We start from the raw sequence: 16,685 nt of genomic DNA on the forward strand, positions 1-16,685 counted from the left end.
AAAATCCAATGACCAGACTTCTCACCTACGCCGTAATCACAGTTGGCATCGTCGTTTCGTCGGCCGCAATGGCGGCGGAAAGGACCGTCACTCTGGCCGTGAAGAATATGGACTGCGCGGCCTGCCCTTCGATCGTCAAAGGAAGCCTCGAGGCCGTCCCGGGTGTCACCAAAGTTGGGGTGTCCTACAAGGACAAGACGGCAACGGTCATTTATGACGATACCAAAACCGAGGTGGACCGACTGACTTCGGCGACGACCAATGCCGGTTATCCTTCCGCTCCCAAGAGCTGATCCGATGATTCTTCAATCGACCATCACCTGTCCGATCTGCGCCACCGCCAGATCCGAGACGATGCCGACCGATGCCTGCCGGTTCTTTTACGAATGCACCGGCTGCGGAACAAAGCTGAAGCCGAAGGCGGGCGATTGCTGCGTGTTCTGCTCCTACGGCTCGGTGCCGTGCCCGCCGATACAGGCGGTACGCTCGGGCGAACCCGGCGCCGCCTCCTGCTGTACATAACCCCGAGGCCGCAGCGCGCGTCGAACTGGTGTTGCCCGAAACCGGCGCCTGCAGTCGCTCGGCTGCGCCCAGCGCAAGCCAGTGCTGCGGTGGACCGGCGCCGGCGGCGGTTGACGCCTGTTGCATCGCGGATGCAAATGCCAAACAACAAGGCAAAAGCGGATGCGGATAACGCGTCCTGGACACTGAGGACAAGGCAATTTCTCGAGAAGGAGCACTCGTACCTTGCGCAGCGGCGATTAAGCCATGAGCTCGCGCCCCGTTCCCCTGATTCTGGCGCTCGGCACCACGCAGACGCTGGCCTGGGCCTCCAGCATGTACCTGCCGGCCATCCTGGCCGATCCGATGGCGCGCGATCTCGGGGTTTCCTCGAACTGGGTATTCGCCGCATTTTCGGCGTCGCTGGTGCTCTCGGCCCTGCTCGGCCCGCGCATCGGGCGTCAGATCGATCTGGTCGGCGGCCGATCGGTGCTGTCGATCTCCAACCTGGTGCTGGCGGCGGGACTGGTGCTGCTCGGCTTTGCGACCTCGATCCCCGTGCTCGTCCTCGCCTGGCTGGTGCTCGGCATCGGTATGGGCGCCGGCCTCTATGATGCAGCGTTTGCCGCGCTGGGGCGCATCTATGGCGACACGGCGCGCCGCTCGATCACCGGCATCACCCTGATCGCGGGCTTTGCCTCGACGGTCGGATGGCCGCTGTCGGCCTGGGGGCTGGAAACCATCGGCTGGCGCAACACCTGCTTTGCCTGGGCGGCCGCGCATATCCTGATCGGCCTGCCGCTCAACTGGCTGATGCTGCCGGCGGTGAAAGGCGCGAAGGCGGCAGTTGCCGCGGCCGTCAAGCCGCAGATTGCGATCGACCGCACCTTGATCCTGCTGGCGTTCGTGTTTGCGGCGGCCTGGACCGTCACCGGCGCGATGGCCGCGCATCTGCCGCGCATTCTGGAAGCCGCGGGCGCGACTTCTGGCCAGGCGGTGTTCGCCGGCGCACTGATCGGCCCGTCGCAGGTGCTGGCGCGGATTTTCGAGGCGAGCTTTCTCAGCCGGTTTCATCCGCTGGTCTCGACCCGCCTTGCCTGCATCACGCATCCGATCGGCGCCACCATCCTGGCGCTGGCCGGTGGCGGCGCGGCCAGCGCGTTTGCGATCTTTCACGGCACCGGCAACGGCATCCTGACCATTGCGCGCGGCACGCTGCCGCTCGCGATCTTCGGCCCGAAGGATTACGGCTATCGCCTCGGCATCATCGGCGCGCCGGCGCGGATGGCGCAGGCGGCCGCCCCCCTGCTGTTCGGTCTTTTGATCGACACGATGGGCAGCCGTGTCCTGATCGTGTCGTCCGCGCTCAGTCTGTTGGCGCTGCTGGCCTTGTTCCTGGTGCCCAACCACCCGCCCCGCCCCGAGACGTGATGCGTTTTGCACTTCCCTTCGCGACGGGTTTCGCGCAAAAACAGCTCATGGACAACGACAGCAACAAGCCATCCGACAGCAAGACCTTCCTGCAGTGGGCGATCACGCCGCCGCAATCCTATGCGCTCTACCTGGCCGCCCTGATCGTGATCTTCGTGTCGTCGTTCTACATCGGCACCATGAAGCCGAAGAACGCCGTCGGCCTGACGCCGCCGCCGGTGTCCGCGCCGCGCAATTGAGCCGGACATGACCTGCGACACCGTGCCTTCGATCACCCGCCTCAATCCGCCCGAGCTTGGAACGCCGCCCGGCTATTCGCAGATCGTCGAGGTGACCGCGCGCCGCTTGATCTTCATTGCCGGCCAGACCGCGCTCGACGCCGACGGCCATCTGATCGGCAACAATGACTTCGCCGCGCAAGCCGGCCAGGTGTTCGAAAATCTCACCATTGCCTTGCGCGCCAGCGGATGCACGGCAGCCAATCTGGTCAAGCTGACGGTGTTTCTCACCGACATGGACAACCTCGCTCCCTATCGCGAAGCGCGAAACCGCTTCTTTTCTTCGGTGACACCACAGGCTGCCCCCGCAGTCACGCTGGTGGAAGTCTCGAAACTCTATGGCCCCGATTTCCTGATCGAGATCGAGGCCATCGCGGCGGCGTGAGCTTACGGCTTGCCGGATTCCGACGTCGCGATCCAGATTCCTGCAAACACTGCGACCAGCCCCAGCACGAGATTTGGTGTGATGGGTTCACCGACCAACTGGGTCGCCAGCAGTCCCGCTGCGAGCGGGTTCACGGTCATGGTGGCCGCGACGCGGGTCGGCGATGCCCGCTCCAGCGCCAGCACCCAGAGGATGAACGCCAGCGCGCCGCCGGCGATGCCAAGATAAAGCCCGGCGATCCATTGCGGCGTGCTGAAATGGCTCAGCACCGCAACGCTGCCGGTGAGCGATCCGACCACGATCAGCGCCGCGGCGCCCGTCCCCATCCCGACGGCGAGAAAACCGAGCGCGCTGGAACGCCGGATGAACGGACGCGACCAGACATTGTAGAACGCCATGCACAGCACGGCGCCGGTCATGATCAGTTCGCCGCGCCACGCACCAACAGGCGCGCTCGACAGGCCTGCGGCGAGTGCTGCGAAAACGCCGAGCACGGCGACACCGACGCCGATCGATTTCCGTTTCGTCAGCGGCTCGATGCCGAGCAGCGCGCCGACCACCATCGTGTGCAGCGGCAGCGTCGCCAGCGCCAGCGAGGCGCGCGCCGCCGTCGTGTAGGATATCGCGATATTGTAGAGCACGAAGAACACGCCGAAGAAAGCGAAGCCGAGTGCCGCGACCGCTGGGAGATCGCTGCGCGCAGGCCATCGCACCTTCAACAGCAGGGCTGCCGGCAACACGCAGAGAAATCCGATGCCCCAGCGCAGGATCGCCATCGTGATCGGATCGGTATTGCCTGCGAGATACCGCGTGATCGCCGCGGCCGATCCGCCAAGGCAACTCGACACCAGCGCGATTGCAACGCCGATCCATTCGCCCACGCTCGCCTCCCCGCCGTCGCGCCGCGCAGCTACGCTGCCATCAGTTGCAACACCAGAACGCAGCTCATCCGCGCGAAACTGAACATGTGATCACGACAGATCGCGCGCGCGAGCCGCGATTGCTCTTCCGCCGGGTCCTGAGCGCTTCCCAACCGGCGGGCGTTCGGGACGGTGCGGGTCATCGTAGGCACGAAACCTGAGCCCGCCAACAGCAACGAGCCCCAGCCGATCCACCATGCGTATTCGCCTAGCACGATCTCTGCGCAGAAGGCGGCAAGTGTCAGCTGCATGACCACGGCAATCAGCCGGTTCATCGGATAGGCGTCGGTGGTGACGCGCCGGTAATAGTTCGAGATCGAGGTCAATATCTCCGGCGGCAGCACGTCGCCTGCGTGCTTGCGCGTTTGTACGTCGAACATCAGGTCGAACCACAACACGGCGAGCAAAAATCCGGCCCCCGCGGCTGCGAAGCTATGCATGACGATCCCCCCTTGGCTTGTGCGCCAGTCTAAACCATTGCGGGCGCGACCGGGCATGGCGATGTCCCGGGCATCGGCGCCAAAAGCGCGATCCCCCCGGCCCGCGGGGGTCAGCCCTGCTCTTCCGGCGGCTTGATGTGGCGGAACGAGAACAGCAAGGCGATGTCGTAGGCGATCTTGAGCGTGCCGCAGACCACCAGCGGCAGGCCGGAGAACGCCGTCATCAACAGCGCGCCCGAGATCGCCGGGCTGATCGCGGACGCCAGGCTCCGTGGCACGGCGGTAACGCTGGCGGCGGCGGGACGTTCGGCCGGCGTGACCACGGCCATGACATAGGAGGTGCGGGTCGGCACATCCATTTGCGACAGCGCCGAGCGCAGCAGCAATAGTCCGAGCGCCAGATAGAGGTTGGACGAAAACGCGGCCGCAATCAGGAACAGGCTGGAGGGAATATGCGTGAACACCATGGTGTTGACGAGGCCGACGCGTTTGGCGATCCAGGCCGCCACCGGATAGGAAAACGCGCTCAGCGTGCTCGACCAGAAGAAAAACAATCCGGCCGCGGACAGCGACAGGTCGAAGCGTTCGAACAGCCAGAGCACCAGCAGCGACTGGGCGACGAAGCCGCCGGCGAAGGCATCGATGCTGAACAGCGCGGCCAGTCTGTACACGATGACGCGCGAAGGCCCGAGCGGCGCCTGCGGGGCTTTCTCCTCGCCGCGCTCGTGCGGGACATGGCGATAAAGCGCCGCGCAGGCGATACCGAGCGCCGCATAGGCGAAAAACATCAGGCGGAACGCACCGAGCTTCGTGCTTCCGTTTGCCATCAACACGTCGGGCAATGCCGCCGCCAGCGAGCCCGCCGCGGTGCAGAGCGCGCCGATCAGGCTGTAGCGCGCAAACACCTGGGTGCGCTGGGCATCTGTGGCGCTGTGCGCCAGCACCGCATGTTCCAGCGGCACCAGCATGCCGAGATCGCCGCCGGAGGGATTAATGCTGCCGATAAATGCCACCAGCATGATCAACACGAAATGCTCGACGCCGGGAAAGGCGATGCCGGTCGCCGCCATCAGGCCTGCGCCTGATATCAGGAGCAGACGCAAATCATGGCGTGGCGCAATCCAGCCCACGATCAGCGTCAACAGCGCGGTTCCGAGCAGCGAGGCGGTCGCAACCAGGCCGACCGCCACGGCGTCGTAACCCAGCGCCGTCATATAGGCCGGCAGGATGATGATGGCGAAGCCGTCGCCTATCCCACGCAACCCCCGCGCCGCATAGAGCAAGGGGATCAGCGTGGTCGCCGAAGATGTCCCGGGTTCCGTCACGAGATCGGTCAAGGCATTCCCCTAAGGCAGGACGGTAATCGACAGCTGATCGAAGCGCGTCACGCTGTCGGACTTGGTCCATAGCGCCACGCCGCCGGCCTCCACGAAGGTAGCATCCGTCGCTGTGAACAATGGCTTGCCGTCATAGGAGACGGTAAAGCGTTTTCCTTCCGCGCGCAGGCCGAGCCGATGCCATTCGTTCGGGATGACCTTGAGATTGACGCCATCGAGTTGTTCGCGGCGGCCGTCGACGACGCGATAGAAGCGGACGTTGTCCTCCAGCGCATTGGCGCGGGCGACGTAATAATTGTCGGCATTCGTCAGTCGCACCGCAATGCCTGCAGCCTGATCGGTCTTGCCGGCCACGGCCTTGAAGCGGATTTCGACGTCGACATTGGCGGCTGACAGGCTTTCGTGGATCGCGAGCGGAAACCGGTAGTCGGTGCGATCGGTGCTGGTCTGCTCGATCGCCTGTCCGCTGGCGGCCGTGCGGTCGGCCGTGACGGTCCATTCGCCCTCCCTGCCCCGGCCGGTCCGGGCGAAGGAAAATCCTGCCGGAGGCGATCCGGGGGTCATGCGGTCAATGGCAGTCATGGCGGCTCCTGTCTGCGCGGACGCGGATGGCGCGAGCGCGAGGGTGCACGCGACGAGGGCGGCGCGGAGATGTGGCCTGATAGGATTGGAAAAGACCGGCCGGTTGTCGTCCATGCGCAATCCTCGACGCGTCGAGTGGTGCGCAGAGCTTGGACGGTGGGCCGTCTGACGGGGAGCCTGCTTTATCCCCGATGCCCCGCAAGCTAAGTCCAAACGTTGCGTTTCGCAAGCGCTCCCTGCCGCGACCGCGCCCTGCCTGCGAACAGGCGCCGCACGCCGGTTGACAGACGGGATGCCTAGCGGTTAATTCGCGCCATGGGGACTTTGCGATCTCCCCACGAGGCGACAAGCCCAAGCATCGCGTCCCGTTATTTCTTACGAGGGCGCAGCTATGTCATCCCACACTTCCATATCCCCCGATAAGCTTTCCCGTCTGATCGGCACGGCGAAGACGCCTATCCTGATCGATGTCCGCACCGAAGAAGATTTTGCCGCTGACCCCAGGCTAATTCCCGGCGCGGTCAGGCGCAGCCATCAGGATGCCGGCGACTGGAGCGGTGAATTTGCCGGCAATCCGGCGATCGTCGTCTGCCTGCGCGGAGCGAAACTGGCGCAGGGCACCGCGGCCTGGCTGCGCAACGCCGATGTCACGGCGGAAACGCTGGAAGGCGGCTTCGAGGGCTGGAAAGAAGCAAATCTGCCGCTGGTGGACGCTTCCAAGCTGCCGCCGCGCGACGCCAAGGGACGCACGGTCTGGGTCACGCGCGCACGGCCGAAGATCGACCGCATCGCCTGCCCCTGGCTGATCCGCCGGTTCGTCGATCCGAACGCGGTGTTCCTGTTCGTGGCCCCTTCCGAGGTAGTTGCGGTCGGCGAACGCTTCAACGCCACACCGTTCGACATCGAGAACGTATTCTGGAGCCACCGCGGCGAGCTCTGCACCTTCGACGTCATGATCGAGGAATTCGGTCTGGCAACGCCGCCGCTCTTGCGGCTGGCGACGATGGTCCGCGCCGCCGACACCGGCCGGCTCGATCTGTCACCGGAGGCGCCGGGCCTGCTGGCGGCCTCGCTCGGCCTGTCGCGGATGTTCGACGACGATCTCGAGCTGCTCGAGGCCGGCATGACGCTCTATGACGCGTTCTATCGCTGGTGCCGCGACGCGACCGGCGAGACGCACAACTGGCCGACCAACAAGGCAAAACCGTAGTGGATGCCCCGATGAAACAGACCGCCGAAGCCGATGCCGGCAAGTCATATGATCACGGCATCAGCTTCGGCGAAGCCTTCCGCGTCTGGCTGCGGGTCGCCGTACTGAGTTTCGGCGGCCCGGCCGGCCAGATCGCGGTGATGCATCGCATCCTGGTCGAGGAAAAGAACTGGATCTCGGAGAGCCGGTTCCTGCATGCGCTGAACTACTGCATGCTGCTGCCGGGGCCGGAGGCGCAGCAGCTTGCGACCTATATCGGCTGGCTGCTGCACCGGACCGCCGGCGGCATCATGGCCGGCGGGCTGTTCATCCTGCCCGGCATCATCGCCATCATGGGCCTGAGCTACATCTATGCGGCCTATGGCAATGTCGGCTTCATCGAGGCGCTGTTCTTCGGCCTGAAAGCCGCGGTGCTCGCGATCGTGGTGCAGGCGGTGGTGCGCGTCGGCAAGCGCGCGTTGCGCAACCGGGTGATGATCGCGCTCGCCGCGATCGCGTTTGTCGCGATCTTCTTCTTCGACGTCCCCTTCCCGATCATCATCATTGCGGCCGGCGTGATCGGTTATTTCGGCGCGCGCAGCGGACGGCCGGAATTCGCCGCCGTCGAGCATGGCGGCGGGGCCAAAAAAATGGCTGTCGTCGACAGCCTGCTCGGCGAGGAATTGCCCGACCATGTCCGCCCGACGGTTGCCCGCGCGCTCCGGGTCAGTTCGGTCTGGTTGTTGCTGTGGGTGGTGCCGGTGGCGGCCATACTGATCGGGCTGGGCCAAGCCAATGTGTTCAGCCAGATCGCGCTGTTCTTCAGCAAGATGGCGCTGGTGACGTTCGGCGGCGCCTATGCGGTGCTGGCCTATGTCGCCCAGCAGGCGGTCGAGCACTATCACTGGCTCGGACCGCGCGAGATGCTGGACGGTCTCGGCATGGCCGAGACCACGCCGGGCCCGCTGATCATGGTGCTGCAGTTCGTCGGCTTCATGGCCGCCTTCCGCGATCCCGGCGCGCTGTCGCCGATGCTCGCCGCCACGCTCGGCGGATTGCTGGCGACCTGGGTCACCTTCATCCCCTGCTTCCTCTGGATCTTCCTCGGCGCGCCCTACATCGAGACGCTGCGTGGCAACAAGGGGCTGGCGGGCGCCCTGACCGCGATCACCGCGGCGGTGGTCGGCGTGATCCTCAACCTGTCGATCTGGTTCGCGCTGCATACGCTGTTCCGCCAGACGACGCCGTTTCGCTCGTTCGGGCTGTCGTTCGACATGCCCGACTGGTCGAGCCTCGATATCGCGGCGTTCGTGCTGGCCGCAGCCGCGGCGACCGCGATCTTCCGGCTCAACATCGGCATGCTCTGGGTGCTGGCGGGTTCCTGCGCGGCCGGCGTGGCATTGCGGTTTGCGGGAATGGTGTGAACGTAGGTAATCGTAGGGTGGGTTAGCCGAAGGCGTAACCCACCAACCTTGCTCACCGCCGCGAGACCGCGGTGGGTTACGCTTCGCTAACCCACCCTACAAGATTGCGCTCACACGACATGTTCCGGCGCCAGCTTGCAGACCTCGCCGCTGGCCTCGACCTGCAGCGTGGCGTGATGAATGTTGAAGCGGTGCGAAAGCCCTTCGCAGACCCGGTGCAGAAAGGCGTCGTCGTGGCCGCCGGGCCGCACCAGATGCGCGGTCAGCGCGGTTTCGTTGGTGCTCATGGCCCAGACATGGAGGTCGTGGACCTCCATGACGCCATCGAGGCTACCGAGATAATTCTTAACGGCCGCGAGATCGATGCCACGCGGTACGCCATCGAGCGCGAGGCTGACGCTGTCGCGCGCCAGTCCCCACCCGCTCCAGAACACCACGGCCGCGATCACGAGGCTGGTCGCGGGATCGAGCCACAGCCATCCCGTCCACATGATCACGAGGGCTGCAGCCACCACCCCGAGCGAGACGCCGGCATCGGCCGCCATGTGCAGATAGGCGCCGCGAATGTTGAGGTCGCCATGGCGGCCGCGCATGAACAGCAACGCCGTGCCGCCATTGATGGCGACGCCCAGCGCCGCCACGGCGACGACCGTCCAGCCCGCCACGGCCGCGGGCGCATACAAACGATTGACCGCTTCGACGACGATGCCGCCGACCGCGACCAGCAGTAGCCCGGCATTGAACAGCGCGGCCAGGATCGAGGCCCGGCGATAACCGTAGGTGTGGCGTTCGGTCGGCTGCCTCTGCGCCAACCAGGCCGCACCCCACGCCAGCAACAGCGCCACCACGTCGGAGAGATTGTGGACGGCGTCCGAAATCAGCGCCAGCGAATTGGCGGCATAGCCGAAGATCAGCTCGGCGATGACGAACGCGGTATTGAGCGCGGCGCCGATCGCAAACGCCGCGCCAAAACTATCCGGCGCGTGACTGTGCCCGGCATGGCCGTGGGGATGGCCATGCGCGTGGGAATGATCGTGCAAGGAATCGTGATGGTCGTGATCGTGCGTCATTCCGGCGTTATAGCGCGCGGAATTTGGAATACTATTACAGCGACACCGCGATCAATTCCTCGACCAGCGGCCCGCCGCCGACCGGGAACACGATGAACTGCTTGCCGCCGGCCATATAGGTCATCGGCGCACCGATCGCGTTGGAAGGCAGTGCAATCTCCGCCAGCATTTCACCGCTGGTTTTGTCGTAAACCCACAGATGCGGATCGAAATCATTGAGATCGGCGATCCGGCGGGTGCCGCCCGGCGGCAATCGCGGCGCGCTGAAATATCCGGACTGCTCGACGATCATGACGGTCTTGGTGACCAGTGCCCAGCTGCGCGTTGGAAACCCCAGCCTTTCCCGAATACCGAGCTGAGCGATCGTGGGAATAAGCTCGGCACGCCCCACCGGAATGCGCCAGCGGTGCTCGCCGCTGTTCATGTCGATGGCCAGAATGCTGCCGAACGGCGGCTTGAACAGCGGCAATCCGCGCGGTCCGGACAGATAACGAAATTCGCCGATGAAATCGTACGTCGATTCGCCCGGTCTGGGGCTGCGAACCGTGACCACGAAAGGCAGCCGGTAGGTGCCGACATAGAGCATGCTGGTTTCGGGATCGATCGCCGCACCCGCCCAATTGCCGCCGCCGGCAACACCGGGCATCTGAATGGTGCCGCGCTCCGACGGCGGCGTGAACAGCGCGCCGTGATCGTATTTGGCGACGATGTCGGCCGCCTCCTTGTGGATCTCGGGCGAGAGGTTGATCAGGTCGTCGTCGCGAACACCTTGAATATCGATCGCCGCAGGCCTGGTCGGAACTGGCTGCGTCTTCGATGCGACCTCACCGGGTACGCTGGAGGCCGGCACCGGCTGTTCCTCGATCGGCCAGACCGGCTTTCCGGTGACGCGATCGAACACATAGATGAAGGCCTGCTTGGTGACTTGCGCGACCGCCTTGATCGGCTTCCCGCCCACCGTGATGTCGATCAGGTTGGGCGCGGCCGGTGGGTCGTAATCCCACAGCCCATGATGAACCAGTTGATAGTGCCAGACCTTCTTGCCGGTCGCCGCATCGAGACAGACGAGGCTCTCGCCGTAAAGCCCGTCGCCGGGCCGATGACCGCCGTAATAGTCGTTGGTCGGCGTGCTCACGGGCAAATAGACATAGCCGAGCTCTTCGTCCGCGCTCATCGGCGCCCAGACATTGGCGTTGCCGGTATCCTTCCAGGAGCCCTTCTCCCAGGTCTCGATGCCGGATTCGCCTTCCTGCGCCACGGTGTGGAAGGTCCAGAGCAGACGGCCGGTGACGACATCATAGCCGCGCACATCACCCGGAGGCGACGGACGGTGGCCCCACCAGTCCATGACCGATGAGCCGACCACGATGACGCCGCGCACGATCACCGGCGGCGAACTCATGGTGTAGTAGTCGCGGTCGACCGGGCGGCGCAGGCCTTGCGTGAGATCGACCCGGCCGTCGACGCCAAAAGCCGGCAGCGGCTTTCCGGTCTTCGCATCCAGCGCAATCATCTGCGCGAACGCGGTGAGCATCACGATGCGCTCATCATCGCCATTGCGCCAATAAGCGACGCCGCGATGCAGCCAGCCGTCATTGGCGGGAATGCCCAAGCCGTTTTCATAAACTTTGGGATCGAACACCCATTTTGTCACGCCGGTCGCAGCATCGATGGCGGCGACCTGCGACAACGAAGTGGAGGTGTAGAGCACGCCACCGACCATCAGCGGCGTCGATTCATTGGCGCGACTCGGACCGATCTTCGGGTTGGCCTCCTTGATCGCCATGTCGGGCGATTTCCAGCGCCATGCCACATGCAGGCCCTTGGCGTTCCCCGCATCGATCTGCGTCAGCGGCGAATAGCGCGATGCGGCGTAGGTGCCGGCATAGGTCGGCCATTCGCCCTGCGTCAGCGCCTTGGTAGATTCCGGAACCGCGCCGGGGATGGTTTGTGCATGGGCCGCTCCGGATGCGCCCAGCAATATGGCCGCGATGCCGATCGTCAGAGTGCGAGGGATCATGTTGTCCTCCCTGCTTCGAGCCTACCCTACACGAAAAGTATTGACCATAAAGCGGGCATTGTCTAGTGTACTAGTTAATGCATACAGACCTGCTGAAAACCCTCCGGCTCGAAAGCTCGGGCGTTCCGATCTACGTCCAGCTCAGGGAGCAGATTTTGCGGCAGCTTGGCGCCGGCGTGCTGGCGGCCGGCGACCAGATGCCGACCATGCGAGAGGTCGCGGTCGCGCTGAAAATCGACCTCAATACGGTGCGGCACACCTATGACGAGCTGGAGCGGATCGGCGCCATCACGCTGGTGCGCGGCCGCGGCAGCTTCGTCGCCAAGCCGCCGCCCGCGATGGGCGCGCGCGCGCAGCAGGCCCAGACCGATGGTCTGGCAAAGCAGGTTCTCGCTACGGCGGCCACGATGGGGATCGACCCCCTTGCCTTGGCCGACCGAATAAAGGCCCTCGCCAAGCAGAAGGAATAGTCGTCATGAACAACTATTTTAAGGCTAACGGAGCTAACCAGCCGGCGATGGTGCTGGCTACCTTGTTCGCTGCGGCCGCGGCGCTCTCTGTGTGGTTCGGCGAAAGCACGGGCGCGCGCAGCTACTACTGGATTGCCGGCGCGCTCGCCGTCATCGCGGCGCTGATTCCGCAATCCCTCATGGTGGCGGATCAGTGGGAACGCGCCGTGGTGCTGCGGCTCGGCAAGCTCACGGCCATTCGCGGCCCGGGCGTGTTCGCCATTCTGCCGTTCATCGACAATGTCGCCTCCTGGCTCGACCAGCGCATCCAGACCACCGAAATCAATGCCGAGAAGGCGTTGAGCAAGGACACGGTGCCGGTCAATATCGACGCGGTGGTGTTCTGGCAGATCCACGATCCCGAGCGCGCCGCGCTCGAAATCACCAACTACCGCCAGGCCATCACCCAGGTGGCCCAGACCTCGCTGCGCGAGATCGTCGGCTCCTCGTTGCTGTCGACGCTGCTGTCGGAACGCAAGAACGGCGACCAGCAATTGCGCGAGGAGATCGGACGCAAGACCGCCGATTGGGGCGTCTCGGTGCTCTCGGTTGAAATCCGCGACATCGGCGTGCCGCCGGCCCTGCAGGACGCCATGAGCCGGCAGGCGCAGGCCGAGCGCGAAAAACTGGCGCGCGTGCTGCTCGGCCAGGCCGAACAGGAGATCGCGCAGAAATTCGTCGAAGCCGCCGAGCTCTATGCCCGCAGCCCGGCAGCCCTGCAGCTCCGCGCCATGAACATCATCTACGAGACCACCAAGGAGCGCGGCGCCACGATCCTGATCCCGACCAGCATGGTCGACAGCATGAATCCGGCCAGCGCGCTCGGCCTGGTCGCCGCCGCCGGCGCGTTGCCAAGCAGGACCTGACCGGCCCTACTCCACGCCGCGGAGGAACTTGTTCGACTTCGGCAGGCCATGGGCGAGACGGCCGGCGTCGGCGCGGTTGCCGCGCCAGTCGGTAAGCTCTTTCCAGCTCATGCTCTGGTCGCGCCCGGCGGAATCCGTCCAGGTCAGGCCTGCCTTGGATTCGAACACCGCAACGTCGGACAGTTTGGCGCTGGAATACTTTTGCAGGCGCACGCCGCGGCCGCGCGCCATTTCCGGCACCTGGTCGAGCGGGAACAGCACCATCTTGTGGTTGGTGCCGATCACGGCGACCGTATCGCCCGCGACGGTGCAAATCGCGCAGGCCTCGTTCGGCATCTCGACATTGAGCACCTGCTTGCCCTTGCGGGTGTTGCCGACGCAATCGTCCTCGTTGACCACAAAGCCCTGGCCTTCGAGGCTCGCGATCAGGAACTTGCGGCCGCCGGTGTTGACGAACAGCGAGACGATCGCGGCGTCCTGCTCCATGTCGATGAACATGCGGATCGGCTCGCCATGGCCGCGCCCGCCCGGCAGCTTTGCCACATCGAGCGAATAGAACCGCCCGTTGGTGGCGAACACCAGAAGCTTCGACGTGGTCTCGGCGAAGAAGGCATGGTCGAGCTTGTCGTCGGTCTTGAAGGCGAGCGCTGACAGGTCGGCGACATGGCCCTTCAGCGTGCGGACCCAGCCCTTTTCGGAAATCACCACCGTGCACGGCTCGCGCTCGACGAAGGCTTCCTCGATGGCGGCCAGATCGTGCTCGGGCGCGTCGGCGAACAAAGTGCGGCGCTTGCCGAGCGGCGTCTTCGGCCCGAACATGTCGCGGACCTTGCGAACCTGGTCGCCGACCCTTGACCATTGCTCGGTCTCGGAGCCGAGCAGCGATTTGATGCCCTTCAACTCGTTGCGGAGGTTCTTGTCCTCGGTGCGGATCTCGAATTCCTCGAGCTTGCGCAACGAACGCAGCCGCATGTTGAGGATGGCGTCGGCCTGGACTTCCGTCAGCTTGAACGCCTTGATCAGCGCCGGCTTCGGCTCATCCTCGGTGCGGATGATCTTGATCACCTTGTCGATGTTCAGATAGGCGATCAAATAGCCGGCGAGCACTTCGAGCCGGTTCTCGATCTGGGTCTTGCGATAGTTCGAGCGGCGCAGCAGCACGTCGCGCAGATGGTCGAGCCATTCGCGCAGGCACTCGGCAAGCCCCAGCACCTTGGGAATACGGCCCTTCACCAGCACGTTGAGGTTCAGCGAAATCTTGCTCTCGAGCTCGGTGAGCCGGAACAGCGATTCCATCATCAGCGCCGGATCGACCGCGCGGGATTTCGGCTCGATCACCAGGCGAATGTCTTCGGCAGACTCGTCACGGACGGTATCGACCAGCGGAAGCTTCTTCTCGTTGAGCAGTTCGGCGATCTTCTCGACCAGCCGCGACTTCTGCACCAGCCACGGAATCTCGGTGATGACCACGACCCAGGTGCCGCGCGCGCCCTCTTCCTGCTCCCACTTGGCGCGGGTGCGGAACGAGCCGCGCCCGGTGACATAGGCTTCGGCGATCGATTCCTTGGAATCGACGATGATGCCGCCGGTTGGGAAATCCGGGCCCTTGACCCATTTCAGCAGCGACTTCGTCTTCGCATCCGGCTTGTCGATCAGGTGCAGCGAGGCATCGCACAGCTCCGCCACGTTGTGCGGCGGGATCGAGGTCGCCATGCCGACCGCGATGCCCTGCGAGCCGTTGGCGAGCAGGTTCGGGAAGCCGCCGGGCATCACCACCGGCTCTTTGCTCTGGCCGTCGTAGTTGGGGCGGAATTCGACGCCGTCCTCGTCGATGCCTTCGATCAGGAGCTGCGCGACCGCGGTCATGCGCGCTTCGGTGTAGCGGTAGGCGGCGGGATTATCGCCGTCGATATTGCCGAAATTGCCCTGGCCGTCGACCAGCGGATAGCGCGAGGCGAAATCCTGCGCCAGGCGCACCATGGCGTCGTAGATCGCCTGGTCGCCATGCGGATGGAACGAACCCATCACGTCGCCGACGATCTTGGCGGACTTCTTGAACGGCGTGCCGGGGTCGAGCCGCAGCAGGCGCATGCCATAGAGGATGCGCCGGTGCACCGGCTTCAGCCCGTCGCGAGCGTCCGGCAAGGCGCGGTGCATGATGGTCGAGAGCGCGTACGCAAGATAGCGCTCTTCCAGCGCATCGCGCAGCATGACCTCATGGATTTCGGCCGGTTCTTCCGGTGGTAGCTGTCGTTTTCCCATGCGCAGGCGTTAAACTTTTGCGGTGAATCGGGCAAGACGCGAATCGGGGGCTCTTGTCGTCCCTGCGAACGCAGGGACCCATAACCACAGGGTTTTGTTGGAAAAATGACTGCGCCCACGGCGTCTAACGACTGCCGCGGCGTATGGGTCCCTGCGTTCGCAGGGACGACAGAATCAACCCGCCGAACTGATTCGCAGCCGGTGCCTGGTCACCGCGTTGATGAACCCGTCCCTGGCGTCCGAGTGGCCCTGCCCGCGCGGCTCCAGCACGTGGCGGAGCAGGAACATCCCGGTCAGCCGAAAGCCGTCCTGCAGGTCCTGGTCCGACCAGCCGTTCGAGCCGGCCTCGCCTTCTCGCAAAAATGGCGGCAACCGCAGCAGGCGGTCACGATACGGCTCGCCGGCGCCGCGCGACACCGCGCCGCCGGATTTCGGCGAGACGTAGATCAGGTCGGAGGTGGCGCCGGTGGCGGCGCAATTTTCCAGATCGAGCCCGAAGCCGAGCTCGGCCAACATCGCGAGTTCGAACCTGATCAGATGTGCCGCGGCCTCGCCGGCGTCGTCGAAATCGTCCAGCGTGCGCTCGAACATCTCGTAGATGTCCTCATGCGGATCGCGCTCCGGCAACAGCCGCACCAACGAGGCCAGATGGGTGATGCCGTAAGTCGCGTGCGCGGACGCCAGCAAGGTCGCCGCGCGCAAGCGCGTGCCTTCGACGACGTAATAGCCGAGATGTTCGTCGAGCCGCGCCCGCCACACCGTGGTGACGCTGTTGCCGGGCTGCAGCAACGGCCGCATCCGCTTGCCGGCGCCGCCGCGCACGAGGCCAAGGTGCCGGCCGTGGCTGCGCGTCAAGAGCTCGACAATGGCCGAGGATTCGCCATGTCGGCGCACCCCGAGCACGATGCCTTCGTCGGTCCATTCCATGGGGGAAGCTTACAGGATTTTGGTGGGAGACGCAGCGGTCTATCGACACCGTCATTCCGGGGCGATGCGAAGCATCGAACCCGGAAGTTCGAGATTCCGGGTTCGCGTCTTCGACGCGCCCCGGAATGACTACCTATGCGTTGAACCAGCCCACGGCGTCGCCGGTGAACGAAAAATACAGGCCCGCCGCGGTCAGCGCGCAGGACACCACCTCGATGGCGCTGTCGAGCTGCACGCCGCTGTCGCCGATCACCTGGATCAGCGAGATCACCGACAGCACCAAAGCGGCGGCGAGCGCCCAGCGCGGCCAGTTCTTGCGGTGCTGCGCGGCGAGCCAGACGAAATAGACCAATAGCAGAATCAGCCCGGCCGCCATCACGGTCGCCACATTGATCATCTGCTCGGTCATGGCAGGGGTCGGCGTACGGTCCTGGAACGCCACCGACAACGCATCCAGCGTCAGCGACAGATACAGCAGAACTTCAAACCACAGCACGTTCTTGGGCACGTTCATTGGGACGCCGGTTTTTCTTTGTTTTCGATT

18 protein-coding genes and 1 pseudogene are annotated in these 16,685 nt (G+C 64.7%); 10 read left to right on the forward strand and 9 right to left on the reverse strand.

Features of this window, described 5'->3' with window-relative positions:
* Positions 1-8 precede the first annotated feature (8 nt).
* The 6 genes and pseudogenes from merP to BLS26_RS02330 all read left to right on the forward strand — a co-directional run bounded on the left by merP (position 9) and on the right by BLS26_RS02330 (position 2,595).
* On the forward strand, positions 9-293 hold the full coding sequence (gene merP, locus BLS26_RS02310; RefSeq protein ID WP_092508063.1) for a mercury resistance system periplasmic binding protein MerP: 285 nt from the start codon (positions 9-11) through the stop codon (positions 291-293).
* A gap of 4 nt (positions 294-297) precedes the next feature.
* The gene (locus BLS26_RS02315) at positions 298-522 is read left to right on the forward strand and encodes a GDCCVxC domain-containing (seleno)protein (RefSeq protein WP_092508065.1); all 225 of its coding nucleotides are present in this window, start codon (positions 298-300) and stop codon (positions 520-522) included.
* Positions 523-526: 4 nt separating this feature from the next.
* Positions 527-694 (forward strand): annotated as a pseudogene (locus BLS26_RS36615) (FAD-dependent oxidoreductase); the annotation flags it as partial.
* A 74-nt stretch (positions 695-768) separates the two neighbouring features.
* Entirely contained in the window at positions 769-1,932 is a 1,164-nt protein-coding gene (locus BLS26_RS02320) for an MFS transporter (protein ID WP_092508067.1), read from the forward strand.
* The gene (locus tag BLS26_RS02325; RefSeq protein WP_244541818.1) at positions 1,932-2,171 is read left to right on the forward strand and encodes a hypothetical protein; all 240 of its coding nucleotides are present in this window, start codon (positions 1,932-1,934) and stop codon (positions 2,169-2,171) included. The genes BLS26_RS02320 and BLS26_RS02325 overlap by 1 nt, the downstream gene beginning before the upstream one ends.
* A gap of 7 nt (positions 2,172-2,178) precedes the next feature.
* Positions 2,179-2,595: a RidA family protein gene (locus tag BLS26_RS02330; RefSeq protein WP_092508069.1), complete on the forward strand. Its 417-nt coding sequence runs from the start codon at positions 2,179-2,181 to the stop codon at positions 2,593-2,595.
* 2 nt (positions 2,596-2,597) lie between these two features.
* On the opposite strand, the gene BLS26_RS02335 is transcribed toward BLS26_RS02330, so the two are convergent.
* The 4 genes from BLS26_RS02335 to BLS26_RS02350 are packed head-to-tail and all read right to left on the reverse strand — an operon-like array spanning position 2,598 to position 5,874.
* The gene (locus BLS26_RS02335; protein WP_092508071.1) at positions 2,598-3,476 is read right to left on the reverse strand and encodes a DMT family transporter; all 879 of its coding nucleotides are present in this window, start codon (positions 3,474-3,476) and stop codon (positions 2,598-2,600) included.
* Between the two features lie 29 nt (positions 3,477-3,505).
* Positions 3,506-4,012, reverse strand: coding sequence for a hypothetical protein (locus tag BLS26_RS02340; RefSeq protein WP_197681304.1), 507 nt, complete (start codon positions 4,010-4,012; stop codon positions 3,506-3,508).
* A 53-nt stretch (positions 4,013-4,065) separates the two neighbouring features.
* The gene (locus BLS26_RS02345; RefSeq protein ID WP_244541819.1) at positions 4,066-5,292 is read right to left on the reverse strand and encodes an MFS transporter; all 1,227 of its coding nucleotides are present in this window, start codon (positions 5,290-5,292) and stop codon (positions 4,066-4,068) included.
* 9 nt (positions 5,293-5,301) lie between these two features.
* Positions 5,302-5,874: a hypothetical protein gene (locus BLS26_RS02350; protein ID WP_244541820.1), complete on the reverse strand. Its 573-nt coding sequence runs from the start codon at positions 5,872-5,874 to the stop codon at positions 5,302-5,304.
* A gap of 391 nt (positions 5,875-6,265) precedes the next feature.
* On the opposite strand from BLS26_RS02350, the gene BLS26_RS02355 reads away from it, so the two are divergent.
* Both BLS26_RS02355 and chrA read left to right on the forward strand, forming a co-directional pair.
* The gene (locus BLS26_RS02355; protein WP_092508075.1) at positions 6,266-7,084 is read left to right on the forward strand and encodes a chromate resistance protein ChrB domain-containing protein; all 819 of its coding nucleotides are present in this window, start codon (positions 6,266-6,268) and stop codon (positions 7,082-7,084) included.
* Between the two features lie 11 nt (positions 7,085-7,095).
* Positions 7,096-8,487, forward strand: a complete 1,392-nt coding sequence (gene chrA, locus BLS26_RS02360) for a chromate efflux transporter (protein ID WP_092517540.1) — start codon at positions 7,096-7,098, stop codon at positions 8,485-8,487.
* Between the two features lie 110 nt (positions 8,488-8,597).
* Here the strand turns inward: chrA and BLS26_RS02365 are convergent, their stop codons facing one another.
* Positions 8,598-9,557, reverse strand: coding sequence for a cation diffusion facilitator family transporter (locus BLS26_RS02365; protein ID WP_092508077.1), 960 nt, complete (start codon positions 9,555-9,557; stop codon positions 8,598-8,600).
* Between the two features lie 34 nt (positions 9,558-9,591).
* A complete protein-coding gene (locus BLS26_RS02370; RefSeq protein ID WP_092508079.1) occupies positions 9,592-11,577 on the reverse strand; it encodes a PQQ-binding-like beta-propeller repeat protein in 1,986 nt (661 codons plus the stop codon).
* A 77-nt stretch (positions 11,578-11,654) separates the two neighbouring features.
* Here BLS26_RS02370 and BLS26_RS02375 point away from each other — a divergent pair, with 77 nt between their 5' ends.
* Entirely contained in the window at positions 11,655-12,047 is a 393-nt protein-coding gene (locus tag BLS26_RS02375) for a GntR family transcriptional regulator (RefSeq protein ID WP_092508081.1), read from the forward strand.
* A gap of 5 nt (positions 12,048-12,052) precedes the next feature.
* The gene (locus BLS26_RS02380) at positions 12,053-12,952 is read left to right on the forward strand and encodes a slipin family protein (RefSeq protein ID WP_092508083.1); all 900 of its coding nucleotides are present in this window, start codon (positions 12,053-12,055) and stop codon (positions 12,950-12,952) included.
* Between the two features lie 6 nt (positions 12,953-12,958).
* On the opposite strand, the gene parC is transcribed toward BLS26_RS02380, so the two are convergent.
* The 3 genes from parC to BLS26_RS02395 all read right to left on the reverse strand — a co-directional run bounded on the left by parC (position 12,959) and on the right by BLS26_RS02395 (position 16,655).
* Positions 12,959-15,214 (reverse strand): DNA topoisomerase IV subunit A, encoded by a 2,256-nt coding sequence (gene parC, locus BLS26_RS02385; protein ID WP_092508085.1) that lies wholly within the window; start codon positions 15,212-15,214, stop codon positions 12,959-12,961.
* Between the two features lie 174 nt (positions 15,215-15,388).
* Positions 15,389-16,141 carry a DNA repair protein RecO gene (recO, locus tag BLS26_RS02390; protein ID WP_092508087.1) on the reverse strand — a complete coding sequence of 251 codons (753 nt, stop codon included), beginning with the start codon at positions 16,139-16,141 and terminating at the stop codon, positions 15,389-15,391.
* A 133-nt stretch (positions 16,142-16,274) separates the two neighbouring features.
* Positions 16,275-16,655, reverse strand: a complete 381-nt coding sequence (locus BLS26_RS02395) for a hypothetical protein (RefSeq protein ID WP_092508089.1) — start codon at positions 16,653-16,655, stop codon at positions 16,275-16,277.
* Positions 16,656-16,685 lie beyond the last annotated feature (30 nt).

The sequence above is a fragment of the Afipia sp. GAS231 genome (assembly GCF_900103365.1).
In the GTDB taxonomy this organism is placed as follows: domain Bacteria; phylum Pseudomonadota; class Alphaproteobacteria; order Rhizobiales; family Xanthobacteraceae; genus Bradyrhizobium.

Coding starts and splice junctions, on each gene's coding strand:
- BLS26_RS02330 (WP_092508069.1), top strand. CDS start 2,179: ATGACCTGCGACACCGTGCCTTCGATCACCCGCCTCAATCCGCCCGAG.
- BLS26_RS02320 (WP_092508067.1), top strand. CDS start 769: ATGAGCTCGCGCCCCGTTCCCCTGATTCTGGCGCTCGGCACCACGCAG.
- BLS26_RS02380 (WP_092508083.1), top strand. CDS start 12,053: ATGAACAACTATTTTAAGGCTAACGGAGCTAACCAGCCGGCGATGGTG.
- parC (WP_092508085.1), bottom strand. CDS start 15,214: ATGGGAAAACGACAGCTACCACCGGAAGAACCGGCCGAAATCCATGAG.
- BLS26_RS02350 (WP_244541820.1), bottom strand. CDS start 5,874: ATGACTGCCATTGACCGCATGACCCCCGGATCGCCTCCGGCAGGATTT.
- merP (WP_092508063.1), top strand. CDS start 9: ATGACCAGACTTCTCACCTACGCCGTAATCACAGTTGGCATCGTCGTT.
- BLS26_RS02395 (WP_092508089.1), bottom strand. CDS start 16,655: ATGAACGTGCCCAAGAACGTGCTGTGGTTTGAAGTTCTGCTGTATCTG.
- BLS26_RS02365 (WP_092508077.1), bottom strand. CDS start 9,557: ATGACGCACGATCACGACCATCACGATTCCTTGCACGATCATTCCCAC.
- BLS26_RS02375 (WP_092508081.1), top strand. CDS start 11,655: ATGCATACAGACCTGCTGAAAACCCTCCGGCTCGAAAGCTCGGGCGTT.
- BLS26_RS02370 (WP_092508079.1), bottom strand. CDS start 11,577: ATGATCCCTCGCACTCTGACGATCGGCATCGCGGCCATATTGCTGGGC.
- chrA (WP_092517540.1), top strand. CDS start 7,096: ATGAAACAGACCGCCGAAGCCGATGCCGGCAAGTCATATGATCACGGC.
- recO (WP_092508087.1), bottom strand. CDS start 16,141: ATGGAATGGACCGACGAAGGCATCGTGCTCGGGGTGCGCCGACATGGC.
- BLS26_RS02355 (WP_092508075.1), top strand. CDS start 6,266: ATGTCATCCCACACTTCCATATCCCCCGATAAGCTTTCCCGTCTGATC.
- BLS26_RS02325 (WP_244541818.1), top strand. CDS start 1,932: ATGCGTTTTGCACTTCCCTTCGCGACGGGTTTCGCGCAAAAACAGCTC.
- BLS26_RS02340 (WP_197681304.1), bottom strand. CDS start 4,012: ATGCCCGGTCGCGCCCGCAATGGTTTAGACTGGCGCACAAGCCAAGGG.
- BLS26_RS02315 (WP_092508065.1), top strand. CDS start 298: ATGATTCTTCAATCGACCATCACCTGTCCGATCTGCGCCACCGCCAGA.